The organism is Paenibacillus sp. MT86 (assembly GCF_058792535.1).
This window is the reverse complement of the sequence record NZ_CM179499.1, coordinates 4,881,985-4,905,816: the sequence shown is the minus strand read 5'-3', so window position 1 is coordinate 4,905,816 and position 23,832 is coordinate 4,881,985. Positions and strand designations below refer to the sequence as shown.

The following is a 23,832-nucleotide window of genomic DNA, read 5'->3' as shown; positions in this document are numbered from 1 at the left end:
TTTTTGAATATATTGATACTCTGAAACTTATAAGAAAGGTGCCTTTATGGAGATCTTTGGAGAGAACGTCATTTTATCAAAAATCACTATACATGATCTGGATTTTATCTGCGGAATGGAATGCGATCGGGATCTATGGCATTTTGAAGAATCGGTTGAGTCAGATCAACAAGTTGTTCGCAGCAAATATATGGCCAGAATCAATGAGGGAGGCGAAGCAACAGCCTATGATTTTATAGTCAGATTAGCTGATGATGAGATGCGGGCACCGATCGGACTGGCTCAAGTATGGAGTTATATTGGCTTTAGGAAGAGTTGGGAATTGGGCTTCGCTATTCTCCCGGAACAAAGCGGTCAAGGGTACGGGAGTGAGGCGGCCAAGCTATTGTTGAAGTTTGCTTTCGAACAGTTGAGCGCTCATAAAGTGGTAGGCATGTGCAACTCGCTAAATAATCGTTCAGCAGCGCTAATGGAGCATATCGGGATGACCAAAGAAGCTGTTTTTAAAGAAGAACTATGTTGGAATGGGAACTGGACGGACCAGTTTTATTACTCCATTCTTGAAAAAGAGTTTTTTGGTGACGAGGAAGACGGGATTAGGTAAGCTGTGAATTATGAAACGGAACTATATCTATAAGATGGAGGGATTTAATAATGACTCATACCCCAATGCCCATTCAGAAAAGGATAGCGTCTGTATTTATTCATGTTAACGATATGGAAAAAGCTGTAGAATGGTATGCAAGGCTTCTGGGTGTGCCTTTCAGATCCGGTCCCTATGAGGAGATGTACAGCATCCAGCTGGACAATCTGTTGATCCTGCTGGACAGCCACCGATCCGGTCGGTTTACGCCTGCAGAGCAGGCTTTATTCGCACTGCCGACGGATGACATTGACCAAACCTACGAATATCTAAAATCCATTGATGTGACGATCATCGGAGAGATTGAGCGGTTTCCGGATATTTCGTTTGTTTCGATTCAAGATCCCGACGGGAATCTCATGATGATCGTGCAGGAGGATAACTAGAAACAAATATTGAAGACTAGCTGCATACTCAACCTTAAGGAGCTGGAAGGACATGATACAATCCATTGTTCATATCGCGTTAGTCGTGAAGGACTATGACGAGGCCATTGCATTTTATACCGAGAAGCTGAATTTTACTTTGATCGAAGATACATATCAGCCCGAACAAGACAAACGCTGGGTGGTTGTTGCTCCTCCCGGGTCGGTCGGCACGACGATATTGCTTGCCAAAGCATCCAAGCCGGAACAAGAGCCGTTTATAGGCAACCAGTCGGGCGGCCGAGTGTTTCTGTTCCTGAATACCGATGACTTCTGGAGAGATTATCGCGAAATGGTGTCGCGGGGAATCGAGTTTGTAAGAGAGCCGAAAGAGCAGGATTACGGCATGGTAGCGGTATTCAAGGATTTGTACGGGAACCTGTGGGATTTGCTGGAGCTGAAAGAAGATCATTCATTGATGAAACGTTTGAAGTAATCGATACATCGATCGTTTATTGAAGAAACGATAAGGAGGAAGCAATAGATGTCCACTATTCTCAATGTGATTGTCATTGCAGCGCATCCCGATGAACCCGAAATCTATGCAGGAGCGATCTCCGCAGCCTACGCAGAGATGGGCCATCGGGTGAAGTTCGTTACGTTAACCGATGGATGCTGCGGTCATCATGAAATGAGCGGGCAGGACCTGATCGACCGTCGTATACGGGAAGCCCATGAGGCTGCCCGGCATCTTGGGGTTCTGGAATATGTCGTTCTGCCCATACCCGATGGCGAATTGATGCCGACACCGGACGTACGCAAGGAAGTGATCCGTCAAATCCGCGGCTGGGAGGCGGATATCGTCATCACGTTCCATCCGGACGGTCCCGGCCATGTGGATAACCGAAATGCCGGGAAGGTCGTGCGGGATGCCGCAGATTTTGTGGCGAATGTACCTAATGCCGTGCCCGAAGTACCGTCATTAAAAAAATCCCCGATCTATCTGCTGATGCCGGATTACGCGGCACGGGCGTCATATCAACCGGATATGGTCATCGATGCCGGAGGCGTCATCGAGAAGAAATTGCTGGCCTGCGATGCCCATGCTTCCCAGTTTTACGAGTTTGCCCCTTGGCAGGGCGGTTTCTTGCATGCCGTACCGGATACGTGGGAAGAGAAGCGGGATTTTATTCTGAAGTTTTGGAATCGGTTTCTGCGCGTGTCGGACGAAATGCTGCCTACGCTTGCCAAGCTGTATGGTCAAGAGTATGCAGCCGGCGTACAATATGCCGAGCCTTTCGAAATTGCGGATTATGGCCGAAGACCGAATGACGCTGAGATGAAGGTATTGTTCCCGATGCTAACGGGTACTCGCGTGTAATCGATTCTCGGTTAAGCCATAAAAGAGCGGATTTCCTCTTCAGGGAAATCCGCTTTCTTTATATGACCCTCCAGATAAGCTTACACCTTCTCTATTGGTAATTCTGTGACGGGACAGAATCCGGGATTCGCCGAATTTAAAAGCTCGGCAAATGGCGGCTGGAGCTTGGCAAGCTCCGCATAATAACTGCTGATTACATGATTGCCGCTAACCGACCCATTCTGGAAGTTCAATGGCCAATGAGTATGGACGTGACTGTAATAGTATTTCTTTTCCCGTTTCGGCAGTTTGTAGATACTGGGCGGTGCATGAGTGACGACATCGAACAGGTTGGCTATACGAAAGCTGCTTCGAACATATTTGGCAAAGGCCTTGGCAAAATCGGGATCCCCTACGCGCGGTGATCCGTAAGTGAAAACATGGGGGGATTGGTGATCCGTGTTCGCGGCAACATCCACGGCGCACAAGGTAGCAAGTGCCCCTCCGAGACTGTGGCCTGTAATGAACAAGGTCTTATCGACAGGCAATCTTGCAAGCGCCGACATGATCTGCCCGCGGGCGGAAGCGTAGATGCTGGTGAAGCCGCGGTGCGTGAGCGCGGGATCTTTGATGTATTTGAAGTTCTTTTGGGAGGCTATGGCATCCGTGATCCAATCCGTGGAGGACATGGTACCCCGAAAGGCGATTATAATCTCCTCCGGCGATTCAAGGATAAACCCGAAGCGTTCCGACACGCGGATCAAGGAATTCGCTTCAATGGTGTCGAACAGCGAGAAGTTTAGCGGAAGGACAAATGAGCCGTCCGTGCTGGTGAATTGTGTATAGGTTTGTCCGCAGATCGCCGCCAGGAAAATGGCCCATTGTTCTTGCTCCGTGCTCGCAACCATGTACATCCCGCCCTTCTGTTCTCCTACACTATATTAGGGAGAGGAAGGAAAGGTGCCTATTGCCCGTTGGTTTGTCAAACGGTTATCAAGCGAAGAGAGTCCGCGGGATTTCCTGACTTCGAAGGTTTGGGAAGAACCAAGTTATATGGTACCATTCTATAGACAATGGATTGGTCTTTGGTCTAACCGTGTAAAGGCATTCGAGGTTTCAGATTGTACTAATAAGATACATAGAGGGCAGGGTTAAATAGAAATGACGGATAATAATCAACAACGCTTCCGTTTCAGTGAAGCACCCATCTGGGAACTACAGCGGACATATTATGAAGAACTGGGGATGAAGGCGTGGAATAATGATCAGGTCCCGCAGTATATTACGAGCAACCCCATGATTGCTACGGCTTACGCAGAAATGATATTCGGATTCCTTCGAGATCGCGCGGATCGGGGCGATATCATCGAACCCGTGACGATTCTGGAATTGGGCGCCGGAGCCGGACGCCTCGGTTACCATGTGCTGCACAAGCTGTGCGAGCTGAGAGATGATACGGGGATAGCGCTGCCTCCTTTCCGCTATGTCATGACGGATTTGCCGATGAAAAATGTGACGGCATGGCAGCAGCATCCTGCCATGCAATCGTATATTGAGCAGGGACTGCTGGATTTCGGGAGGTTCGATGCCGTGCATGATACGGAATTGAACTTGGTAGTGTCGAAGACCACGATTCGTCCCGGAGACTTGAAGCAGCCGCTGCTGATCGTCGCCAATTATTTTTTTGACGGCATTCCGCAAGAATTGATCTACGTCGGGGAAGGCCAGATTTATGAGAGCGATGTGGTCATCGAATTTCCGGAGCAGCACCATAAGCTCAAGCCCGCTGAAGCGCTGGAACGCATGAAGCTGGCCTACGAGCACCGCCGGGAACCAAGATACGAAGAAGATACTTATCCTTATCGCGATGTGATTGCTCATTACCAGCAAGAACTGGAGGATTCGCATATCCTGTTTCCGGAGGTGGGCTTGACCTGCTTGGAACGTCTGAATCGGTTATCCACGTCAGGTTTCATGCTCCTCACGGCGGATAAAGGAGATCATCGCATCGATAATTGGAAATTCGCCGAGCCGCCGCAATTAATTTACCATGGCAGCTTTTCGCTAACGGCTAATTATCACGCGCTGCAGCATGTGTTCGAACAGCGAGGCGCACTGGCCATGTTCCCTACGCAGCATTATAAGAATATTAACGTCGGCTGCATTCTCATGCTGGAAGCACCGGCTAGTTATGCCAATACCCGGCTTGCTTACCGTCAATTCATCGAACGCTTCGGACCGGATGAATTCTTCAGTATGAAGGAATGGGTCGACCGGAATATTGAAAGCATGGGCTTGCAGCAAATTTTGTCCTTCTGGAGATTAGGCGGGTATGACGCCGAGTTCTTCATTCAGAGCGCGAAGCGCATCTCGAATCTGCTGCCGGAGGCCAATGACGAAGAAATGCTGGATATCCGTGCAGGCATCTTCAAGATGTGGTCATCGTATTATGTGATGGAACAGCGTTATGATCTGGCTCTGGACGCGGGACTGGTGCTGTTTGAGATGGATATGTACGAGGAGGCCAAGTTCTTCCTGAAGGAATCCGTGGACACGGATGAAGACGAGCCGGTGCCAACGGTATTATACTGTTTGGCGATCTGTTGTTACGAGCTTGGCCTGGACGAGGAGGCTCTGGAATATACGCGCGAGGCGCTCGTTCTGGAGCCCGATCATGAAGAGGCTTTGGCTTTGCTGAAATGCTTTGAGTAAATGGATTGCGTTTTTTTCATGATCATGAAGGAAGTTAATCATTCTTCCCTATGCAAAAGAACAACACGTCAGACCCGGCCTCCCGAGATCCTTACTTGGCCGGGTCTGTTTATTTTGAAACGCTTAATGCTCAGATGGCTCTGCGCGTTTCCGGGAAGTGGAGTATAATGTATAAGGACATCGATTGCAATGATACGGACAGACCAACATATAACGACAGGTGAAAAACAATGAGAATAGCTTTTTTTGATTCAGGTTTAGGCGGTTTAACCGTGTTAAGGGCGGCTATGAAAAAGCTGCCCCATGAAGACTTTTTATTTTTTGCGGACACCCTCCATGTGCCATATGGCACCAAAGCTAAGGAAGACGTGAAAGCTTACATACATCAAGCGATGGAAACCATCATGCAGGAAGAGGTCAAAGCCATCGTCGTTGCGTGCAACACGGCTACAAGCATGGCGATCTCCGATTTAAGGAAGGCCTATCCGATTCCGGTTATCGGGATGGAGCCTGCCGTAAAGCCGGCTGTTGAGATTAACCGTGCCAGCGGGAAGCGGATCCTGGTGCTTGCCACGCCGCTGACCCTGAAGGAGTCGAAGTATAAGGACCTGGTCCGGCGAGTCGATAGCATGCATATCGTGGATTCCCTGCCTTTACCGGAGCTGGTCGAGCACTGTGAGGCTTTGAATTTCGACCCCGAGATCATGAACGCATACTTCACGAAGAAGTTTGAAGCCTTTGATCTGAATGAGTATGGAACGATCGTTTTGGGCTGTACGCACTATCCTTTTTACAAAAGGATTTTGTCGGATCTGCTGCCGGATCATATCCGAATTATCGATGGCAGCGAAGGTACCGTGAACAGACTCATCCAAGTATTGAGCAGCCAGGATCTGCTCAGCTCCAGCGGGAGTCAGGATGTTAAGCTGCTAAATTCAAGCCAATCCGCGGAGTATACTCAGAAGATGGAGAAAGCGCTCAGCATATACAGGGAGATTGAGAGATAGGGAAACTGGAGGCCGACCGTTGAGTATAAGAAAAGATAAGCAGCGGAGGTGTTATAGTGACGACGATACCGGAAGATTTCACCTACTTAGAGCCCTGGGAAGACGAGACTTCGGATCGATTCGCGGATGAGTTATCTAAGGAAATTTCGAGCGAGCATATATTGTTTGGAGTACAAGTGAAGACATTAGCAAGAAGATGCGATCGGGATGATTTTTTGTTTTCTCTAATAGAACAACCGGGTATGTATGCGCAGGTGCATTTAACCTGGAAGCATGAAGAGTCGGCTGATTGGCCGAAGACCTTGTTGTTCAGCAGCTTCGAAGACTGGGTGAATACATCGATGTTACCCGATAACAGGGATTATTAGTTCAATCATAAAATGGAAAGGATGCACGCTATCTATGATCGGTTTCATTGTGATTATCTTGATTGTCGGCTTGGCCGGGATTATCAGCAATCAATATTCTGCCCTGAGAAGAATGGAGCGCATGCAGCGTTCTCTGGATGAGCTTAATATGAGAATACATGAAATGAATAATGATGAATCCAAGCGATAACCTATCAAACGGCAGGTGTATGATATGAACCCTTTTAATCAATCAAAAAAAGAAATCAGAACAACGTTTGAGATCGACTTGCTGCGCTTTGCCCAAGCGAAAGAACCTACAAAACCGCCTCGCCCCTGGACGGCTGAGGTCATCATTCCGGCTTCCGGATGCATCGCTTGCGGTTGGGATGCCGATGAGAATCTGGTTCTGATCAGCAGCTCCGGTTACAGTTTGACGCAGGCCATAACCGGAACCGTCATTCACAGAGACCGGGATTCCGACCTAACGGAAGATCATATGAGCGGAGACCACTTAAGTTTTCGTATTCCGCTCAGCGGACAGGACATTTCGATTTTTGGATTTGAGTCGGGGGATGGGATTCACGCAACAAACGATGGCTGGATGCTGGAAGTCATTCATCCTTGGTGGCCAAGGGCTTCCGTTATTTTGGACCAGGTGTTCGTCTCTAATTATGAGTATCTGAAGCAAGCCACGATGATTGATTTGAACCGGCTGGACGGAAAAATAAAATGTGGTTTTTCACCGTCGGGCAAACATTTCGTTATTTTGGGGTCTGGCGGTGCGCTTTTGTATTCGAGGGAATAAATGAGATCCATTACCTGACGTTCTTGTATCCAATTTACATAGTGACGGATTGCTGATCCGCTCAAGGAGAAATGAAATGACAAAGCCGCAAATAACCTATGGCATGTATACAATGTGCATGATTCGGAATGACGACAAGGTTTTGCTTATTAATCGTCCGGACCAGCTCGGTTTTCCCGGTTACCTTGGGCCTGGAGGAAAAGTGGAGTTCCCGGAGAGCCTATCGGAAGGTGCAATTCGTGAGGTTTATGAAGAAACCGGGCTGATTATTAACAACCTGGAGTATAAAGGCATAGATGAGTATGTGGTTCCCCAGACGAATTATCGTTACATGGTATTTAACTATTTGACAGATTCTTACGAAGGTGAACTCTTAGCGAATCCGCCAGAAGGGGAGCTCGTTTGGGTACCGATTCAAGAAGCGATGGATTTACCTATGCAGCCCTGGTTCAAACGAAGATTCCCCCTTTACTTTGAAGAGGGGACTTTTGAAATCTCCATTGTCTGGGATGAAGATGGACAGAAGCCGATCGAAGAGAAAATCAGAAATTTACGATGATATGATGGATTGCGGTGTAACCAGAATGGGAGAAAACAATCGATGATGAAATACAATATTTGTTTCGTTCGACGCGGTGATGAGATTTTATTATTAAACCGTGATAGAGCACCATGGATGGGATGTTGGAATGGAGTGGGGGGCAAGCTTGAATATAACGAGGCGCCCAGAGACTCCATGATACGTGAGCTGTATGAGGAGACGAACATTCGGGATAAGGATTGCCGATTAACCTTCAAAGGCCTTGTCACTTGGACATCGGAAGGCAAGAGCTTGGGAGGAATGTACCTTTATCTTGCCGAAGTACCTGAGGACTACATTTATGAGACCCCAATAAAGACGGACGAGGGCATTTTGGATTGGAAATCCACGCAATGGATTCTGACTGCAGGAAATGCCGGAATCGCAGCCAATATCCCTAAGTCGCTCGAGCTGATATTGAATGATCCGAATTGTTACGAACATCATTGTACGTATAAGGATGGTAAACTACTGCAGCACACATCGGTTGAGATAAGTTCTATGGTTGAAACGAACGAGGAGATAAGAGCCGAATTATTTAAGAAATATCTAGAAGAACAGGTTAGGTATTAACCTGGCATAAAATCTATCACACCAGATGACCCGACTCAGATTGGAATGATCTTAGGCGGGTTTTGTTGTTATATGCGGGAGGAATCATGCGAATTAAAAATATGTGTTTACTCGCTTTACTGCTTCTGGTTGCATGCTCTCCGGTCGAAGAATCCGTCTCGGCTAAAGCTTCGACACCCACAAACGAACAAGCGGACGCTGTAGACCTTCAGGCTAAGATATTAAAAGTATCTACAGATTTGCCATATGATTCGAATTGGTGGGTTGTATCTAGGGATACCCATAGGATGACCATCCATGTTGAGGCAGAACATATAGAGTCGGTTCTGTTCTGGGTAGCGCCAACGGGTACAGAAACTTGGAAGGAAAGGGAGCTTATCGGTTATGACATCGACGGATCGGATGGGTGGTCGTTATCCTGGGAGTTTGGCAACCGGAAATTCCACGATCATATCGCTGTTCAAGCTTTAGGCATGGACGGCCGTACGCTGGCTAACGAGAGCATCAATGTACATACACTCGAAGAATGAAAAAATTTTGAAGGTGCTGAATGGTTTGAAAAAATGGATTGTTCCAACCATCATGGTTTTCTCGATTTTTTTGATTTTGTCTTATAAGTGGTATACACATCCGAGACAAATTGTTCAGAACATAGAAGCAGTAGAGTTTCAATTAGGAAAGAATGCGGACCAGGCGATCATGCCGGTTCGTATCGAAATCGATGGTTATCTGGCACGGTCCATCACTGGAGAGAAGCGTTTTGACGGCTCAATCCAATTATTTAGCGATGACAAACGATTTACAAACGAGAAAAGTTATACCCAAATCGTATTTAATCTAAGTGGGGGAGGAGGAGTCCTGGTCTATGATGAAACAGCCAATGGAGTTCCAAAACTGAATTCATATGGATTGATTTTTATCGATAAGGATTTTAGCAGCGTAGCTATAGCCAAACATGTAACCGAGAATGGAGAAACAAATACAAAGTCGTGGGAGGCCACACGTGGGATGATGATTGCCGGACCGTCTAGCAGCAGAGAGGAGGGGCTGCGTGTATCCAATACTTTGATGGCTGACTTTTTAAAGGTGGTAACATTAGTTTGAGGTTTACCAGGTGGATCCAGCTTACCGAGGGAGGAGTAAAGATGGATACGATACAATTCAAATCCTATATCCATGAGCTTTTCGGCACGTTATTGAATGATTTTGAGGAAGACGACGAGTATGGCTACCATCTTTTTTCATCGAACCACTATCTACGGATAGGCTACGCCACCAATCTGACACCGGAGGTTGTCCAACAAGCGGCAGTCGAAAAGGTCGATCTGATTATCACGCATCATGATGCATGGAGCTTCGTGTACGGGATGAAGGAACGGTGTTTAGAGTTGCTGCAGGAGCATGACATCGCTCATTTCTATATCCATCTTCCCTTGGATTATGCCGAGTTCGGAACCTGCAATTCGTTGCTGCGTGAATTGGGGGTGGAACATATTGTCCAATCATCCCGGCATATGGAGGGGAATAGCTCGATAGGTATCGGAGAACTGGAGTCTCCGGTCTCGATGGAAGAGCTTGTTGAAACCATGTCCTCCGCTTTGGGCGAACACGTGTTTTATCAGCAGAATAGCAATAAACCTGTTCAAAGGATCGGCATGATAACCGGAGCAGGTAACGGCACGAATCAATTGAAAGAGGCCTTGGACCACGGCTGCGATGTTTACATTACCGGGGAAAAAACGCTCTATACGGTTCAATATGCCAGGTTCGTCGGATTGAATCTCATCGTGGGCAGTCATACGTTTACCGAAATTTTCGGCGTACGATCGCTCGCCCAGAAGCTGCAGGAAAGGTATCCAGATGTGGAAGTTATCCAGTTGTACGAGGAGCATATGGAAGTAGTGAACTAAAAAGCGCATCGGAGGGATAACGGTTGAAGGACTCCAGCTTTGATTTTTACGAAGAACTTGCGGATACGTATCATTTGATTTTTGAGGATTGGCATGAAGCGGTAAGATGGCAGGGTGAATTCTTCAATCGGTTTATTCGTTCGTTACATGACGAGAACCCTGAGGCTCGGTTCCATCTCCTGGACGCATCATGCGGAATAGGGACGCAGGCTTTGGGATTGGCATGTCATGATTTTGTCGTAACGGCTACGGATTTGAGTCCCAAGTCGGTGGAGCGGGCCAGAAAGGAAGCCGAGAAGCTGGGGATTCCCATTGATTTTGGAATCGCCGATTTTCGGTCTCTAGAGCAAGATATTGCTGGGCAATTCGATGTCGTATTGTCTGCCGACAATGCAATCCCTCATTTATTGTCAGATGAGGAGCTAAGACAGGCATGCCGCAACCTGTATGCCAAACTTCGTAGCGAGGGTCTGCTTGTCGTGTCCATTCGGGACTACGACGCTATTATTCAGAACCGCCAGCATGCAACGGTTCCAAGAGTCATGGATGAAGGGAAACGTATGGTTTTTCAAGTTTGGGACTGGGCGGAAGGTGGATTTCACTATGAGACGAACCAATTTATTATGCAAGAAATCGATGGAGCATGGCATACCCAAGTCAACAGCACATCCTATAGAGCATTAATGCGATCAGAATTAAGCAGTTTGCTGGCGGAAGCGGGATTCATCGATATCCAGTGGCACGTGCCTTCAGATTCTGGCTTTTATCAGCCGATCGTTACGGCAAGGAAGCCAGGAGCATAGACATAGGCCAATAAGGCGGGATGAGTTAATCCAGTATAAAAGGAGGAGTTAAGAATGGCACAATTGCGGGGTCAAGAACAAGTCGAGGAGTATCTTCATCAACTTGAGCATCCCTTGAAAAAAGAAATCGAGGAGGTCCGAAATTTCATCCTGAGTGTTGATGATCGAATCACGGAGCATATCAAATGGAATGCACCCAGCTTTTGCGTTCAGGGCGAAGACCGGATCACCATGAATTTGCAGGGGAAGGGTTTTATTCGGTTGATTTTTCATTGTGGAGCCAAGGTAAAGGACCATGATATAAAGGGAACACTGACTGAGGATGCGGCGGGGTTATTGAAATGGGCGTCGCATGATCGGGCCATCGTGAAAATCGTTGATACAGACGATTTGGAGCAAAAGAAGGAACAGTTAAAAGCCGTTATTGCTAGATGGATTGAAGTGACGAGTTGATGACTAGTAGAGTGTCGAAGTTTACTCTGGAAATCGAGTTCCAATCTAAAGCGAAGAGGCCATTTATAACAGATGGTTGCCAAAGGAACATGGAATTACGTGCGTAAATACTGGAATTGAACATACAGTCGAAAGGCTCAAGAGGGAGATTAAACAACATGATCATTCATGAAATTACCGATCTCGGTGCCGTAGATCTTACCGAACTCTTGACTGAAAGCCAGGAAGAAGGATTCAGGAATATCCATCGATTAGTGCATGAGTATCATAAGGGTATCAATACCTTTCATCATGAAAATGAAGCCTTGTTTGAATGTCGAGTTGGCCATAGAGTCATCGGCATCTGCGGGTTAAATCGGGATCCGTATGCAAACGGAAGCATAGGCAGGATCCGCAGATTATATGTACTAAAGGAATTCCGGAGTCAAGGAGTCGGGAGAAGGCTGGTTGAAGCTGTGGTTCGTATGGCGAGCAGCCATTATACGAAACTCGTATTAAAAACAGACAATCCCAAGGCGTCTGCATTTTATAAGAATCTAGGTTTTCGGGAAATTGCCGACGGTGGATTGGTCACGCATGAACTTGTGCTATGATGTAATCATGGTTGCCCCGTCTTAAATGGATAGAACTTTCAAGCATAAAAAAGGCTGCCATGAAGGCAGCCTTCCCTATCCTTCATAGGCTTGCTGTAGCGTTTGCATATCGATTTTGGATTTCGTCTGGAGTAAGGCCTTCATCACGCGTTCCGATTTAGCCGGATCGGGATCGGTTATCATTTTGTTTAAGTTAGCCGGAACGATCTGCCACGATACGCCGAACTTGTCCTTCAGCCAACCGCATACTTGCGCTTTTTCGTCACCGCCTTCGGCCAGTTTCTCCCAATAGTAGTCAATTTCTTCTTGCGAATCGCAATGCACAATAAACGAAATAGCTTCGTTGAATTTAAAATGCGGACCGCCGTTGAGCGCAACAAAATGTTGTCCCTCTAATTGAAATTCCACCGTCATTATAGCTCCTTCGGCGAATGGCGAGTGATCGTTGCGTTCTGCGCCGTATCGCGTAAATCGTTCGATCCCCGAGTTTTTGAAAATCGAAACGTAATGCTGAGCTGCCTCCTCGGCTTGGTGATCAAACCACAAGTTAGGGGATATCTTCTGGACTCTATTCTTCATCATCCCAACTCCTTCATCACAGTTACTAGAATGTAATGTCATTGTATCAAATCACTCGGATCATGATTTCTTACCGATTGCGATCTATTCCTGCCGATCATGAATTTCGGATAACAACGGGCAGATTTGCGTTCAGAGAAAAATAGTCCTTTTCCATTTGGAGGAAGATAAAGGTAAAGCTCATGCCCGCGGTGAAGAAGTAGCAGTATAAATTAATGAAGCTATCTTTCTAGGATACGCTAACGAATTCTAACGGGTCTTGTCATAGTTTGTGGGATATCTTATCTATCGGAGGCTGTTGTCATGATGATGCCAACGCATATTGTTGCCATAGGCGGCGTGGTTGAGAATGAACGCGGTGAAATTCTATTGGTGAAGGATCGTAACGGATGGGTGTTTCCGGGGGGACAGGTGGAGGCCGGAGAGAATCTCATGGATGCGCTGATTAGGGAGATCAAAGAAGAGAGCGGGATCGAGACCATCGTCTCTCATCTGATCGGCGTCTATTCCAATACATCAACCTATCCGGGACACAGCGGAGTTGCCGTGGTTTCAACGAAAGTGATGATGGATTTCGTGTGTAAGCCTACGGGCGGCGAGCTGAGGACTTCGGAAGAAACGACGGACTGTCGTTGGATCCATAAGGATGAAGTGCTTCAATACATTACGGCCCCGGCCATTCGTACGCGTTTCCAGGCTTATTTGGATTTTAACCGAGCCCTCGTCTATATGGAATATATCACGAAACCGGAGTTTGAAATTAAGCTGAGACGGAATATATAGGCATTCGAGGTTTGCTATCTGCTATCGAAAGGAAATGACCCATGGAAGAAGTGATTGTCACACCATACAACCCGGACTGGAAAGATGAGTACAACCGGGAAAAAGCGAAAATTGAGTCGGCACTGAAAGGCCTCGACGTTCACATGGAACATATCGGGAGCACGTCCGTTTCGGGTTTAGGGTCCAAACCGACCATCGATATGATGGCTGGCGTTCTTAGCCTAGAGGAAGTCGATGAGCATTACATTGAGAATCTGGCTGGGATCGGCTACGAATATGTTGTTAAACCGGAGTTCCCGGAGCGGCTGTTCTTTCGAAGAGGGCAATGGCGGGCAGGAACGCATCATCTGCATATTTACAAGTACCAGGGCCAACAGTGGATTGACCAGATTTTATTCAGGGAGTATTTAAAGAAACATCCGGAAATAAAGGATCGATATTATGCTTTGAAAAAAGCACTCGAAAATCAATATAAACACGACCGCGTAGCCTATACGAACGGCAAGGCTGATTTCATTCGTGAAGTGATCCGTAAGGCAAGGCTGGAACAGAGTTAGACTCCTGATGCAGAGAGGACGTAAAGAGGATGTCCGAATATTACTGGGATTCCAAAATCGAATACCTGAGGAATACCAGATGGTTATATTACAATGACGACTACCTGGAGTTTTTGGTTAAGAACGTCTGGAAAATGAATACGCCCATTAACATGGTGGATTACGGTTGTGGTTATGGGTATCTAGCACTAAAGCTTCTCCCGCTTTTACCCGATGGGTCAACCTACACAGGTATAGACAAAGGTGAAGATTTGATCAAGGAAGCAAGGGGAATCTTTGACAAGCTGCCATATTCCGTTGAATTGATTCAAGGGGATATCGAAGAAATCCAGGTGCATCGGCAGTACGACATTGCGCTCTGTCACGCGTTTCTATTACATATGAAGAATCCCCGAGATATCCTTCAAAAAATGATCGGCAGTGTGCGGAACGGCGGCCGGGTCATTTGTTTTGAGCCCCATTGGATCGCCAATGCGGCGAATTTTGGCTTCGATGATGGATTGTTGCATTCCGAAGTGGTCCGTCTGGGCGTATTACAGAAGCTGTATGAGGTGGACGCCAGCCGCAGCGGCAAAGACGGGAACATCGGCATAAAGCTCCCTATTCTTCTAAGTCAGCTGGGGTTACGGAATGTTGAATGTCGAGTAAGCGATAAAGTGAATTTTTTGGATCGGCATATGGACGATGCCAGCAAAGAACGGCTGTATCAATCCCTAAGAGAAGAGGGGATTGGGCAAGAGCCCGATGAACCTTCAATGACAATGGAGCAGCTGGTACGGAGAGGTTTAACAGCGGAGGAAGCACAAGCCCAATATGCCGCTGAACTCAAGCTGTTCCAGAAGTTTGATAGCGATTCGTGGTTGACTTACGCGCCGAATATGAAGATTTCTTTTGGCACGGTTAGCCGAGAATAAACGTAAGTAAGGAGCCCTATGAAAAGGGGATGGGTAAGACATCACAACGACTGCCTCCAATAATAGATCGCCAATTGGGTTCTGTCCCGGAGCTCCAGCTTATCCAGAATGATCGAGAGGGTATTGCGCACGGTTCCTTCGCTGATAAACAATTGCTCGGCAATTTCCCGATTCGAGCAGCCTAAGGCAACCAGCTCGAGAATATCGTTTTCCCGCGGGGTAAGGTCGGAACGATTCTCTTTTTCGGGCAGCATCAAGGTCTTCAGCACATTGGCATCCACAACGGAACTGCCGGAGGCCAAAGCACGAAGCTGTTGTGCCATACTGGAGACCTGCGTCGACTTCAGCATATACCCTTCGGCTCCGGCTAGCAGCGCCAGGCGGATACTATGCTCATCTTGAAACGTGGTCAGCATCATAATCTGCACTTGGGGCCATTTTTGCTTGATTTGCCTTGCCGCTTGGATTCCGTCCATACCAGGCATCCGAATATCCATGAGGACGATGTCCGGCAGGACCTCTTCACAGCATCGAATGGCTGCAGCGCCGTCATTCGCAGTGGCCGTTACTTCCATATCCGGTTCTCTGGATAGAAGCAGCCGGAGACTCTGACATATCAATGGATCATCATCCACAATGAGAATGTTCATCGAATGCCCTCCTTTTCCATAGGTAATACGCAGACCAATTGAAAGCCGCTGGATGTATTGGTGGAGATGCTCCCGCCTGCCGCCTGGGCTCTTTGCCTTAGGTTGCGGAGTCCGGTTCCAGGCAGCGAGGAGGAATCCAAAACGCCGTCATTTTGGACGCTTAACCGCACGATATGTTCATTGACGTCCAACGATACTTCAACGTGTTTGGCTTTGGAATGACGCACCGCATTGGTCAAGGCTTCCTTGAGGCAAGCATTCAGGATGACCCACAGATGGGCAGCTATACGGGATGTATCTCCATAAATTTGCAGCTGTACAGGCATCGCTTTGAAATTGCGGCAGATCTCCTCCAGGCTCCGAATGCCGATCGCTTGGACAGGTAGCATATTATGGACCGTTTCCCGCAGCTCCAGGGCACTGCTCGACAAACGCATCTGGGCTTGAGCAAACATGTCTTCCGCTTGCGGGTCATTCTCCCTCCATAATGTTTCAAAAGCTTGTAAGGCTAACAACGCGGCTGTTAATTCATGGCCGACCTCATCGTGCAGCTTCTGGGAGATTCGATGCCGCTCTCTCAGCTCTGCAAGCTGAGCCGTTTGGACATTGGCCATGAGCAGCTCACCTTTCAATATTTCCAATTCGTAGCGATCGCGACGCTCCTGATCTGCCTCCAATCGATACTGATGAATTTGCTTGGACCAACATAAAACGATCCATCCTGCAAATGAAGCTTGAACGAGCATGAGAAGAAGCGAGAGGTCCGGATCGACATAACCGATGACAAACGCTGCGAGGATGGGCAGGGAAAACAGCGGTTTACCGGCAAGCATGGTTTCAAATAGCGGCAGAGCCAGTCCGAAGCCGGCCTCCGGCCAGTATGGAATGATGGACATGCATAGAATCTGGTCGACCAGTGTTGTCCATGAAGGAAGGGAAAACCGCCATCGGGCTATTGCCAGGATCGCTAAGGCGAAGACCAGGACGAACCCTTCGGTCCCGGCATCTCCCATAAACCACAGAGCGGCCAGAAGCAGCAGGGCAAACATTCTCCAAATCACGACCGCTATGCTTGGGGACCACGAATCGGTATAGCTTCTCATGAAAACCTCCCATGGCATACGTACTCTTTTCCCCATATCGTAACATATTTTTCAAGCCAGTTTCCTTCGGCTGCCAACCAGCATAAAAGCGATCGCAAACAACAGCAGGATCCCGAGCGGAGTGAGTTGTTCCGCGAACAAGCCTCCGTTCTTAGCAAGCATGATTCCCTCATGGAACCAATAGGTAGGGGATAACATGGCGATTTTCTGCAGGGATGCAGGCATAGCCTGAATGGGAAATAAGGTTCCTCCGAGCACCGCCATGATCAAGATGATTCCCAGCATAACGGCTGTAGAAGATTCAGGCTGGCGGAACATGGAGCACCACGCGAGAGAGAAGCTAATCGCGGTGACCGAGAACACGCTGAACATGCTGAAGAGTTGAATCAGACTGCCAAAAACATCGGCATGCAGCAACCAGGCGCTGAATGTGACCACGGCGCTTTGTCCTACGAGCAGCAGAGCGAAAGCAAGCAGATTCTGCGATAAATACTTGAAGTGGGTCACAGGTGCAACGCCGATCCGGGTCATCATTTTATTCTTCCGATCCTCCATGATCATATGAACGAGTTTGGAGGCACAGAATAACAGCAGGATTCCATAGAAGTGATACCCCAGCGGTAAGCCATGCCAACCGCCCACCGGGAGGACAACGACGGCTGCGGGAAGGCCTAACAGCAAAATAAGGTTGGGCAAGCTGCGTACGCTCCGGATGAGCGCGAAGTTAAATATCGTCAAGCGAGCTTCCTCCTCCCAAGCCATGCGCTGATCATCATGCATATCACGGTTAAGGCTAACAGCAATAGTATGCTTAGGTACGCTGTCCCTTGCCCGCCATCGACAAGCATCTCCAGGACGGCCATCTTTCCGAGGGATACCGGATTCCCATAGGACGACATGAACTCAAAGAAACGATGATCCGGGAGAGGAAACATTAATCCGGTTAAGATGATGAAGCCGATTCCAAGGACTTCAGATACCCTTTCAGCCAATTTTATGTTATGGATGGATAATGTCAGCAGCAGATGTACGGACTGCGCGAAGAAGGAATAGATAATAAATACCAGCAAGACCCAGCCGAGCGATCCCCACGCGATCCCGAACACCCAGGTTGTGAATAGCACCAAGACCAATCCTTGCAAAGTGCTGAAGAGCGTGCAGGCAAGAATAAGAGAGCTTGAATAAACCGCTACGTTAATAGGGAGCGAATAGATTCTCCATTTCCGGGTTTTAAGTAAATCGATATCCAAATAACTCATCAAATACGTGCCGCCAAAAAACTGAACGCCCATAATGGTCGTAACGGCCATCAAGTCCAGCGGGGGAACCCCCTTCATGCCTTCATAGGGTCCAATAACGACACCCAGCACGGTAATGACGACCAGTGGCAGGCCCACCAGAAGCAGCTGCCCGATGGGTTCACGTATCAGGCGCAGCAAGGAGAAGTACGTCATTCTGAATACAAGCATGTTAAGTTCCCTCCGCGTCACGTAGTTGCTTGCCGGTAAGCGTAAGGAATACGTCTTCAAGCGTAGGTTTCTCCGCATGGATGGATAGGACGCCCCCCGCGCTTTTGGCCAACGACAGGATGCGATCCAGATTTCCTGCACCTACCCGTGATATGATCTGAATTTGCGTTCCATTCAAAACCACGTGCTTGACTCCATCCAGCTGTTTGATGTTATCGATCAGATCCTTCGTCAGCTCCACGACTTCCAGCTTGATCTTCTCTTCATGGTGGATGTTCTTTACCAACTCATCGATCGTCCCCTGCGCGATGACGTGGCCTTGATCCATAATCACGACGCGGGATGCGAGGGACTGCACTTCTTCCATGTAATGGGTAGTATAGAGAATGGTCGTCCCCCTTTTTTGCAGCTCGCGGACCGATTCCAGGATGTGATTTCTGGATTGGGGGTCGATTCCAACCGTAGGTTCGTCCATGATCAGGAGCCTGGGTCTGTGAATAATAGAGCAGGCGATATTCAGTCTCCGCTTCATTCCTCCGGAAAATTTGGAAGGACGTTTATGGGCTTGATCCGTTAGTCCGACGAACTGGAGCGTTTCCGTGATTTGTCTTCTCAATTCCGTGCCCCTTAACCCATAGATTCCGCCAAAAAAGGCTAGATTCTCGTGAGCGGTTAAATCCTCAAACACGGTGATATCCTGCGTAACCAGTCCGATCTTTCGTTTAACCTCCAACATAGGGCCGCTTGGCCGTTCCCCAAACAGCTCGATGCTTCCGGAATCGATGCCAATTAAGCCGGATAACGCATGGATCAATGTGGTTTTACCTGCACCATTCGGCCCAAGAAGGCCGAGTATTTCTCCCTGCCTGATTTCTAGATGGATATGGTCCAGGACAAGCTGGTGCCCATAGCGCTTAATGATATGGTTCATGGTAGCGATTGTCATCCGAATCCTCCTTTGCTTGAGTGCTTAGCTTTTATTATGGCCACCGGACGAAAGCGTTCATAGTTACAATTGTAATGAAATCGGCAGGGGAGCGCTGTTGAAATATGATGCCGGATACGTTACCATCATGGAATTAGCAAATGTGTAATCGGCCAGTAAAGGAGTCGTATCTGCGATGACCAAGGTACTTGTTGTAGATGATGAGATCAGTATCTCAAGCGCAGTTGCTTATGCGCTGCGAAGGGAAGGATATACGGTAGAGACCGCAGGGGACGGGCAGGAAGCGCTGGAGCGCGTGGAATCGTTTGATCCTGACGTGATGGTGCTCGATGTCATGATGCCGAAGCTTAGCGGGTACGATGTTTGTCGCAAGCTCGGGGATCGGCAGCGTCCTGCCATTCTGCTGTTGACGGTGAAGGACGATATTGTGGATAAGGTGCTCGGGCTGGAGCTTGGTGCCGATGATTATATGACAAAGCCCTTTGACATGCGGGAGATCATCGCCAGGGTAAAGGCATTGTCCCGAAGAAGCCGTACTCCCGAGGCAGCCGGGAAGCAAGCCCCCGAAACGCATGTGATCCGGATAGCCGGACTTACCATTAACCTGTTAAATCGAACCATTCATGCCGATGGCAAGCCTCTTGAACTGACGCCGAAAGAGTTTGACCTCATGGCTCTCCTGGCCCGGAATCCGGAGCGGGTATATTCGCGAGAGGCCTTGCTTGAACAGGTATGGGACATGGATTTTGCCGGCGGCACGCGTACGGTAGATATTCACGTCCAGCGATTGCGCAAAAAGCTGGGAAACCAGCATGAAGTGATCCAGACCGTGTATGGCATCGGGTATAAAAGCACGGAGATTCCATCATGAACAAAGGAAAAGTGCGTTTCGGCTTAAAGTGGAAAGTCGCACTGCTTCTCGCTCTGCTGCTGACCGCCGTTGTGGTTGTTCTAAGCACGTTGGTTCTGGCCGGGATACGGGAGGACCAGCGGGTGCGCCTGGAGCAAACCTTCGCCCAGGAAGCAGAAGCAGCCAATCTCAGGATTCATCAGGAATTACTGACGAATCCTCAAACGCAGCCGGATGATTTTATGGAAAATGTCGGCCAACGGCTGGCCGTCGATCTCGGAACCCAGAGCGGTATGCCGGTGACCCTGTATAAGATAGATGGTACATTCACGGGGACTTCCCTTCCGTTCCAGCCGAAAATGGATGTACAGGACGCGCTTGCTCACACGGCGCAAGGGCGTTCCGCCTATATTACCGAGGGCGACCAGCTGTTATATCTTGCCCCGCTTCGGAATATGGAGCAGCCGATCGGAACGATTCAATTCCACGCCTCCCTGGCCGAGCAGCATGCGTTCTATGACCGGATCCAGACAATGTTTATCGTGACGGGTCTTGCGGTGCTGGCCGCCGGCTTCCTGATCGGTTTTCTGTACGTATGGCGGCAGGTGCATGTCATCAGCAGATTGAACCAGGCAGCGCAGAGGATCGGCGAAGGCGTCTATCTTCGTGAGCCGACGGTGAAGCGAAACGATGAGCTCGGCGAGCTGGCGCAAGGGATATTTGAAATGAGCGGGCGGATTTCCTTGTCGGTGAACCAGCTCACGGAAGAGAAACAGAAGCTGCTGGATGCCATTGATCGGCTGCGGGAGCTGGAACAGCAGCAGAAGCAGTTTATCGGAAATATCAGCCATGAGTTGAAAACGCCGCTGACCTCCATACTGGCCTACGCGGACCTGCTTGAGATGTATCGCGACGATCCCGCGCTGCTCGAGGAAGCCCGAGGACAGATCAGCCAGGAAGCACAGCGGCTATATCGCCTGGTAGAAAAGGCGCTTCAGTTATCGTCCATGGATATATATGAATTCGAAACCCACGCGGAACACGTAAACCTCATGCCGATTCTGCAAGAGGCGGCAGCCCGGCTGGAGGCCAAAGCAGAGCAATCGGGCATAACGCTGCGATCCTCATTATCCGAAGGCAAGGTATGGGCCGATCCGGAGAATCTGATGCATATGATTTTGAATCTGCTGGATAACGCCATTAAATATAACAGGCCCGGTGGGACCGTTACGCTATCGAATGAAGTGGACCGGGATCCACAAGGCAATGATCGCATGGTCATTAAGGTAAGCGATACCGGAATCGGAATTCCGGACGAAGCCCGGGAACGGATCTTTGATCCGTTTTATACGGTGAGCAGCGACCGCTCCCGGGTACATGGCGGTACCGGCTTAGGGTTATCCCTGGTTCGCAATTTGGCGGAGAAGCAGCGCGGTTATGTGGAGGTTGCGGAATCCAGCCCAAACGGTTCTACGTTTGTGGTCACCTTGCCGATGGAACGGCCGCAATCCCAGGAGGTTCATTCGGTGGAAGAAAGCTCAGACTTGGAATAGGTCTGGGCTCTTTTTAAAATGTACATCTTTGTTTACAAGTTCGTTACAAGCTCGATATCGTATCGAGATATTCGCATTCTATACTGAGTTCAACAGGGAAAGAGGCGGCATGACAAGTCACATGAGTTGCAGCTGCCGAAGCTCCTTGGGGGAGAAGCATTGGAGGAAACCTGTTATGAAACATAGATTTGGGAAGCATGGGATCAAGTTGCTGTCTATCGTTGCTGTGGCTGCAGCCCTTGCGGCCTGCCAGTCTCAGGATCGGTTGACGATCGTGGAACCGGGCAGTCAAACCAGCCAGCCGCCTGTATCGAATGCCGGAGGAGGTAAGACACCGGGAGAGCGCAAGCTCAAGGTAGTTGACGGGGAGAGCGGGCAGGCCGGTCGGGAAGTGGTCGTGAATCAGACGCACCGGATTGCCTCGTCCAACATCGAGACGTGGATATCGGAGGATATGGTCAGGGTCACTACCACCAAAATGGTCAAGGAAGCAACCGCAACGGAAGAACCGAAATATGCGTACGCCACCGAAGAGGTGAACGTAAGCACGGGCGAGCGGCGTGAGCTCACGAATCATGAAGCGTCGCATCCAGGCCAATATCTGGTCAAGGAAGAAGTCTCGCCGGACGGTAGATATAGCTTTGTACAGAAATGGAGGGATAAGTACACGGCAGACAATTTCATGAAGGATCTTAATACCGGCAAGAGCATTCCGGTAAAAGGGGACAACTACATGGAAATTGGCGGTTGGCTCGATGCGGATACCTATGTTCTTGCGGCAGGCTCCATGAGCGGCAAGGGAGAGATTCGTCTCATTTCCACGGACGGTACTTACACCACCACCGCCATTGAGGATGAGGACGTTGAAGTTTACAACCAATTCGGAGCGAGTAAAGGCCGGATCTATTATACCGATGTGAATCAGGTGCTTAAGGTGGTTGAACCGGGGCAGTCGAAGCCGGTACAGCTCATCGAAAATGTATGGAGTTTCACCATCTCCCCGGATGGAGAGTACATTGCCGTCTCCACAGCAACCAACACGGAAGGGAACTCAGGCAGCAATTTACTGATCTATGACGCAGCCGGCAGCTTGCAAGGATCGCTAATCGGAAAAGGCAATCTGATTTCTTACCCGTCCTGGTCGCCGGATTCTGCCAGATTAGCCTTTGATGTGTACTCGGAGAATGAAAGCGGAATGAACGGCGTGTATGTGTTTGATACGGCTTCCGGGAAAGTAAGCTGGATGGCGCCCTATTATTCAGCGGTGCATCCTGCGGCCCATCCGGTCTACCCGCTGACTTGGAGCCCATCTGGAAAAAGACTGGGAATTACGATTGACGATAAAGAAGCTTTAATTGCGACGCATGTCATTGATTTTCAATAAAGTTATTGCGCTTCATACTATGACTCATCGACTTGGAAGGTTGGTGAGACAAACGAGAGGGATGAATGAAATGAAACAGTTGAAAAAATCAATCGCGGCGGTTGCCGTGCTGGGAATGACCTTAACGGGAGCGGCAGGTGTTTATGCGGGAGCCAACCTGGAGAAAATCTCGGCTTACCTGAATCACAGCATCGGCATCAAAGTGGACGGTACCGTCTATAACACGGGCAAGAAATTGACTCCGATCACGTATCAGAATACAACGTACTTGCCGGTACGCGCGATTGCCGATGTGCTGGAAGTTCCTGTGCGATACGATGCGAAGAATAACCAGGTGTTAATCGGAAGTAATCCTGGAAACGGTCAGACGATCGAGCTGACCAACGTGAAATACAGCGATACCCAACTAAAAGAGATCAAAAGCGCATTCGCCAAATTTGATGGTTTCCAAACACCGTACGCTCCAAGTCAGATGGTAAAAGGCGATGTGTATCAAAAGACGGGCGCATCGGCAGATGGCGTGAACATGGTCTTCAAACATATGACGGTGTACATCTCTCCAAGAGACTACTCTCATGGATATGACAGCAAACCGGTTACATTGTCCAATGGGGTTAAAGCGAAATGGTATACACCGGATGACACGGATTTGCTGGGATTTCAGATCAATGACCGCTTCGTGACGATCAGCTCTCCGGATCATTCCTTAAGCAAAGCGCAGCTGGAGAAGGTTGCAGTAAGCGTTGCCCAATTGAAATAAAGATAGAGATAATTCTAAGGTGATAGAGATATATTTCAGATATGAAAAAGGAAATAGAGGTTCTTACGAGGAAGCTTGCAGGGTGAACGGAATAGCCTGCGAGCTTTTTCATATTAGAAACTCGTAGATA

General features: G+C 48.7%; 31 protein-coding genes. 24 read left to right on the top strand and 7 right to left on the bottom strand.

All coding sequences use genetic code 11. The annotated features are described in order from the left end of the window. Positions 1-46 precede the first annotated feature (46 nt). Genes AC3RCL_RS22070 through AC3RCL_RS22055 form a run of 4 tightly spaced genes read left to right on the top strand, consistent with a single transcriptional unit; the run spans position 47 to position 2,389 of the window. Positions 47-604, top strand: a complete 558-nt coding sequence (locus tag AC3RCL_RS22070; protein ID WP_492531990.1) for a GNAT family N-acetyltransferase — start codon at positions 47-49, stop codon at positions 602-604. A 50-nt stretch (positions 605-654) separates the two neighbouring features. Beyond that, positions 655-1,029, top strand: coding sequence for a VOC family protein (locus AC3RCL_RS22065; RefSeq protein WP_096775942.1), 375 nt, complete (start codon positions 655-657; stop codon positions 1,027-1,029). Positions 1,030-1,081: 52 nt separating this feature from the next. Beyond that, a complete protein-coding gene (locus tag AC3RCL_RS22060) occupies positions 1,082-1,504 on the top strand; it encodes a VOC family protein (protein ID WP_492531988.1) in 423 nt (140 codons plus the stop codon). Between the two features lie 48 nt (positions 1,505-1,552). After that, on the top strand, positions 1,553-2,389 hold the full coding sequence (locus AC3RCL_RS22055) for a PIG-L deacetylase family protein (RefSeq protein WP_096775941.1): 837 nt from the start codon (positions 1,553-1,555) through the stop codon (positions 2,387-2,389). An 80-nt stretch (positions 2,390-2,469) separates the two neighbouring features. On the opposite strand, the gene AC3RCL_RS22050 is transcribed toward AC3RCL_RS22055, so the two are convergent. Beyond that, a complete protein-coding gene (locus AC3RCL_RS22050) occupies positions 2,470-3,276 on the bottom strand; it encodes a lipase family protein (protein ID WP_192572586.1) in 807 nt (268 codons plus the stop codon). Between the two features lie 253 nt (positions 3,277-3,529). On the opposite strand from AC3RCL_RS22050, the gene AC3RCL_RS22045 reads away from it, so the two are divergent. From AC3RCL_RS22045 to AC3RCL_RS21985, 13 genes are all read left to right on the top strand, one after another. Then, on the top strand, positions 3,530-5,080 hold the full coding sequence (locus AC3RCL_RS22045) for a tetratricopeptide repeat protein (RefSeq protein ID WP_492531986.1): 1,551 nt from the start codon (positions 3,530-3,532) through the stop codon (positions 5,078-5,080). A gap of 230 nt (positions 5,081-5,310) precedes the next feature. Continuing rightward, positions 5,311-6,087, top strand: coding sequence for a glutamate racemase (gene murI, locus AC3RCL_RS22040; protein ID WP_492531984.1), 777 nt, complete (start codon positions 5,311-5,313; stop codon positions 6,085-6,087). Positions 6,088-6,143: 56 nt separating this feature from the next. Continuing rightward, a complete protein-coding gene (locus AC3RCL_RS22035; protein WP_192571131.1) occupies positions 6,144-6,455 on the top strand; it encodes a hypothetical protein in 312 nt (103 codons plus the stop codon). A gap of 34 nt (positions 6,456-6,489) precedes the next feature. Next, positions 6,490-6,645: a hypothetical protein gene (locus AC3RCL_RS22030; protein ID WP_176502513.1), complete on the top strand. Its 156-nt coding sequence runs from the start codon at positions 6,490-6,492 to the stop codon at positions 6,643-6,645. Positions 6,646-6,669: 24 nt separating this feature from the next. Continuing rightward, positions 6,670-7,242 (top strand): hypothetical protein, encoded by a 573-nt coding sequence (locus AC3RCL_RS22025; protein WP_492531981.1) that lies wholly within the window; start codon positions 6,670-6,672, stop codon positions 7,240-7,242. A 76-nt stretch (positions 7,243-7,318) separates the two neighbouring features. Beyond that, entirely contained in the window at positions 7,319-7,801 is a 483-nt protein-coding gene (locus AC3RCL_RS22020) for an 8-oxo-dGTP diphosphatase (RefSeq protein ID WP_492531980.1), read from the top strand. Positions 7,802-7,843: 42 nt separating this feature from the next. After that, the gene (locus AC3RCL_RS22015) at positions 7,844-8,395 is read left to right on the top strand and encodes an NUDIX hydrolase (RefSeq protein ID WP_192571134.1); all 552 of its coding nucleotides are present in this window, start codon (positions 7,844-7,846) and stop codon (positions 8,393-8,395) included. Between the two features lie 287 nt (positions 8,396-8,682). Then, on the top strand, positions 8,683-8,925 hold the full coding sequence (locus AC3RCL_RS22010) for a hypothetical protein (RefSeq protein WP_255250614.1): 243 nt from the start codon (positions 8,683-8,685) through the stop codon (positions 8,923-8,925). A 25-nt stretch (positions 8,926-8,950) separates the two neighbouring features. Further along, the gene (locus AC3RCL_RS22005) at positions 8,951-9,499 is read left to right on the top strand and encodes a hypothetical protein (RefSeq protein WP_492531977.1); all 549 of its coding nucleotides are present in this window, start codon (positions 8,951-8,953) and stop codon (positions 9,497-9,499) included. A 41-nt stretch (positions 9,500-9,540) separates the two neighbouring features. Beyond that, positions 9,541-10,305: a Nif3-like dinuclear metal center hexameric protein gene (locus AC3RCL_RS22000; RefSeq protein WP_492531975.1), complete on the top strand. Its 765-nt coding sequence runs from the start codon at positions 9,541-9,543 to the stop codon at positions 10,303-10,305. 23 nt (positions 10,306-10,328) lie between these two features. Next, entirely contained in the window at positions 10,329-11,108 is a 780-nt protein-coding gene (locus tag AC3RCL_RS21995) for a class I SAM-dependent methyltransferase (protein ID WP_492531973.1), read from the top strand. Between the two features lie 54 nt (positions 11,109-11,162). Continuing rightward, positions 11,163-11,561: a DUF1801 domain-containing protein gene (locus tag AC3RCL_RS21990; protein WP_492531971.1), complete on the top strand. Its 399-nt coding sequence runs from the start codon at positions 11,163-11,165 to the stop codon at positions 11,559-11,561. Positions 11,562-11,719: 158 nt separating this feature from the next. Continuing rightward, on the top strand, positions 11,720-12,154 hold the full coding sequence (locus AC3RCL_RS21985) for a GNAT family N-acetyltransferase (RefSeq protein ID WP_492531969.1): 435 nt from the start codon (positions 11,720-11,722) through the stop codon (positions 12,152-12,154). Between the two features lie 75 nt (positions 12,155-12,229). Here AC3RCL_RS21985 and AC3RCL_RS21980 read toward each other — a convergent pair whose 3' ends face one another. Further along, positions 12,230-12,733: a VOC family protein gene (locus AC3RCL_RS21980; protein WP_492536432.1), complete on the bottom strand. Its 504-nt coding sequence runs from the start codon at positions 12,731-12,733 to the stop codon at positions 12,230-12,232. 303 nt (positions 12,734-13,036) lie between these two features. Between AC3RCL_RS21980 and AC3RCL_RS21975 the strand changes: the two genes are divergently transcribed. From AC3RCL_RS21975 to AC3RCL_RS21965, 3 genes are read left to right on the top strand one after another with little or no spacing between them, the layout of a single operon-like run. Continuing rightward, complete coding sequence (locus tag AC3RCL_RS21975; RefSeq protein WP_492531967.1) at positions 13,037-13,516, top strand: NUDIX hydrolase; 480 nt, start codon at positions 13,037-13,039, stop codon at positions 13,514-13,516. A 41-nt stretch (positions 13,517-13,557) separates the two neighbouring features. Next, positions 13,558-14,073: a GrpB family protein gene (locus tag AC3RCL_RS21970; RefSeq protein WP_492531965.1), complete on the top strand. Its 516-nt coding sequence runs from the start codon at positions 13,558-13,560 to the stop codon at positions 14,071-14,073. Positions 14,074-14,102: 29 nt separating this feature from the next. Then, positions 14,103-14,987 (top strand): class I SAM-dependent methyltransferase, encoded by an 885-nt coding sequence (locus AC3RCL_RS21965; protein WP_492531963.1) that lies wholly within the window; start codon positions 14,103-14,105, stop codon positions 14,985-14,987. Between the two features lie 41 nt (positions 14,988-15,028). On the opposite strand, the gene AC3RCL_RS21960 is transcribed toward AC3RCL_RS21965, so the two are convergent. The 5 genes from AC3RCL_RS21960 to AC3RCL_RS21940 are packed head-to-tail and all read right to left on the bottom strand — an operon-like array spanning position 15,029 to position 19,155. Then, entirely contained in the window at positions 15,029-15,637 is a 609-nt protein-coding gene (locus tag AC3RCL_RS21960; RefSeq protein WP_192571141.1) for a response regulator, read from the bottom strand. Further along, positions 15,634-16,740: a sensor histidine kinase gene (locus AC3RCL_RS21955; RefSeq protein WP_492531960.1), complete on the bottom strand. Its 1,107-nt coding sequence runs from the start codon at positions 16,738-16,740 to the stop codon at positions 15,634-15,636. Before AC3RCL_RS21955 ends, AC3RCL_RS21960 begins: the two co-directional genes overlap by 4 nt. A gap of 51 nt (positions 16,741-16,791) precedes the next feature. Continuing rightward, positions 16,792-17,478 (bottom strand): ABC transporter permease, encoded by a 687-nt coding sequence (locus tag AC3RCL_RS21950; protein WP_492531958.1) that lies wholly within the window; start codon positions 17,476-17,478, stop codon positions 16,792-16,794. Continuing rightward, complete coding sequence (locus AC3RCL_RS21945) at positions 17,475-18,209, bottom strand: ABC transporter permease (RefSeq protein ID WP_492531956.1); 735 nt, start codon at positions 18,207-18,209, stop codon at positions 17,475-17,477. The genes AC3RCL_RS21950 and AC3RCL_RS21945 overlap by 4 nt, the downstream gene beginning before the upstream one ends. 1 nt (position 18,210) lies before the next feature. Further along, positions 18,211-19,155: an ABC transporter ATP-binding protein gene (locus AC3RCL_RS21940; RefSeq protein ID WP_492531954.1), complete on the bottom strand. Its 945-nt coding sequence runs from the start codon at positions 19,153-19,155 to the stop codon at positions 18,211-18,213. A 175-nt stretch (positions 19,156-19,330) separates the two neighbouring features. On the opposite strand from AC3RCL_RS21940, the gene AC3RCL_RS21935 reads away from it, so the two are divergent. From AC3RCL_RS21935 to AC3RCL_RS21920, 4 genes are all read left to right on the top strand, one after another. Further along, a complete protein-coding gene (locus AC3RCL_RS21935; protein ID WP_492531952.1) occupies positions 19,331-20,026 on the top strand; it encodes a response regulator transcription factor in 696 nt (231 codons plus the stop codon). Next, positions 20,023-21,558, top strand: a complete 1,536-nt coding sequence (locus AC3RCL_RS21930; protein ID WP_492531950.1) for a sensor histidine kinase — start codon at positions 20,023-20,025, stop codon at positions 21,556-21,558. The genes AC3RCL_RS21935 and AC3RCL_RS21930 overlap by 4 nt, the downstream gene beginning before the upstream one ends. Before the next feature lie 175 nt (positions 21,559-21,733). Then, positions 21,734-22,942 carry a TolB-like translocation protein gene (locus tag AC3RCL_RS21925; RefSeq protein WP_492531948.1) on the top strand — a complete coding sequence of 403 codons (1,209 nt, stop codon included), beginning with the start codon at positions 21,734-21,736 and terminating at the stop codon, positions 22,940-22,942. 70 nt (positions 22,943-23,012) lie between these two features. Next, on the top strand, positions 23,013-23,702 hold the full coding sequence (locus AC3RCL_RS21920) for a stalk domain-containing protein (RefSeq protein WP_277746494.1): 690 nt from the start codon (positions 23,013-23,015) through the stop codon (positions 23,700-23,702). Positions 23,703-23,832: the final 130 nt, after the last annotated feature.

What these genes read in the sequence shown, in the direction of transcription:
- AC3RCL_RS22030 (WP_176502513.1), top strand. Translation starts at nt 6,490, where the DNA reads ATGATCGGTTTCATTGTGATTATCTTGATTGTCGGCTTGGCCGGGATT.
- AC3RCL_RS22020 (WP_492531980.1), top strand. Translation starts at nt 7,319, where the DNA reads ATGACAAAGCCGCAAATAACCTATGGCATGTATACAATGTGCATGATT.
- AC3RCL_RS21930 (WP_492531950.1), top strand. Translation starts at nt 20,023, where the DNA reads ATGAACAAAGGAAAAGTGCGTTTCGGCTTAAAGTGGAAAGTCGCACTG.
- AC3RCL_RS22055 (WP_096775941.1), top strand. Translation starts at nt 1,553, where the DNA reads ATGTCCACTATTCTCAATGTGATTGTCATTGCAGCGCATCCCGATGAA.
- AC3RCL_RS22065 (WP_096775942.1), top strand. Translation starts at nt 655, where the DNA reads ATGACTCATACCCCAATGCCCATTCAGAAAAGGATAGCGTCTGTATTT.
- AC3RCL_RS22015 (WP_192571134.1), top strand. Translation starts at nt 7,844, where the DNA reads ATGATGAAATACAATATTTGTTTCGTTCGACGCGGTGATGAGATTTTA.
- AC3RCL_RS21940 (WP_492531954.1), bottom strand. Translation starts at nt 19,155, where the DNA reads ATGACAATCGCTACCATGAACCATATCATTAAGCGCTATGGGCACCAG.
- AC3RCL_RS21960 (WP_192571141.1), bottom strand. Translation starts at nt 15,637, where the DNA reads ATGAACATTCTCATTGTGGATGATGATCCATTGATATGTCAGAGTCTC.
- AC3RCL_RS21965 (WP_492531963.1), top strand. Translation starts at nt 14,103, where the DNA reads ATGTCCGAATATTACTGGGATTCCAAAATCGAATACCTGAGGAATACC.
- AC3RCL_RS22010 (WP_255250614.1), top strand. Translation starts at nt 8,683, where the DNA reads ATGACCATCCATGTTGAGGCAGAACATATAGAGTCGGTTCTGTTCTGG.
- AC3RCL_RS21985 (WP_492531969.1), top strand. Translation starts at nt 11,720, where the DNA reads ATGATCATTCATGAAATTACCGATCTCGGTGCCGTAGATCTTACCGAA.
- AC3RCL_RS21945 (WP_492531956.1), bottom strand. Translation starts at nt 18,209, where the DNA reads ATGCTTGTATTCAGAATGACGTACTTCTCCTTGCTGCGCCTGATACGT.
- murI (WP_492531984.1), top strand. Translation starts at nt 5,311, where the DNA reads ATGAGAATAGCTTTTTTTGATTCAGGTTTAGGCGGTTTAACCGTGTTA.
- AC3RCL_RS21980 (WP_492536432.1), bottom strand. Translation starts at nt 12,733, where the DNA reads ATGAAGAATAGAGTCCAGAAGATATCCCCTAACTTGTGGTTTGATCAC.
- AC3RCL_RS22000 (WP_492531975.1), top strand. Translation starts at nt 9,541, where the DNA reads ATGGATACGATACAATTCAAATCCTATATCCATGAGCTTTTCGGCACG.
- AC3RCL_RS21975 (WP_492531967.1), top strand. Translation starts at nt 13,037, where the DNA reads ATGATGATGCCAACGCATATTGTTGCCATAGGCGGCGTGGTTGAGAAT.
- AC3RCL_RS22025 (WP_492531981.1), top strand. Translation starts at nt 6,670, where the DNA reads ATGAACCCTTTTAATCAATCAAAAAAAGAAATCAGAACAACGTTTGAG.
- AC3RCL_RS21920 (WP_277746494.1), top strand. Translation starts at nt 23,013, where the DNA reads ATGAAACAGTTGAAAAAATCAATCGCGGCGGTTGCCGTGCTGGGAATG.
- AC3RCL_RS21990 (WP_492531971.1), top strand. Translation starts at nt 11,163, where the DNA reads ATGGCACAATTGCGGGGTCAAGAACAAGTCGAGGAGTATCTTCATCAA.
- AC3RCL_RS22060 (WP_492531988.1), top strand. Translation starts at nt 1,082, where the DNA reads ATGATACAATCCATTGTTCATATCGCGTTAGTCGTGAAGGACTATGAC.
- AC3RCL_RS21970 (WP_492531965.1), top strand. Translation starts at nt 13,558, where the DNA reads ATGGAAGAAGTGATTGTCACACCATACAACCCGGACTGGAAAGATGAG.
- AC3RCL_RS22050 (WP_192572586.1), bottom strand. Translation starts at nt 3,276, where the DNA reads ATGGTTGCGAGCACGGAGCAAGAACAATGGGCCATTTTCCTGGCGGCG.
- AC3RCL_RS21955 (WP_492531960.1), bottom strand. Translation starts at nt 16,740, where the DNA reads ATGAGAAGCTATACCGATTCGTGGTCCCCAAGCATAGCGGTCGTGATT.
- AC3RCL_RS22070 (WP_492531990.1), top strand. Translation starts at nt 47, where the DNA reads ATGGAGATCTTTGGAGAGAACGTCATTTTATCAAAAATCACTATACAT.
- AC3RCL_RS21935 (WP_492531952.1), top strand. Translation starts at nt 19,331, where the DNA reads ATGACCAAGGTACTTGTTGTAGATGATGAGATCAGTATCTCAAGCGCA.
- AC3RCL_RS21925 (WP_492531948.1), top strand. Translation starts at nt 21,734, where the DNA reads ATGAAACATAGATTTGGGAAGCATGGGATCAAGTTGCTGTCTATCGTT.
- AC3RCL_RS22045 (WP_492531986.1), top strand. Translation starts at nt 3,530, where the DNA reads ATGACGGATAATAATCAACAACGCTTCCGTTTCAGTGAAGCACCCATC.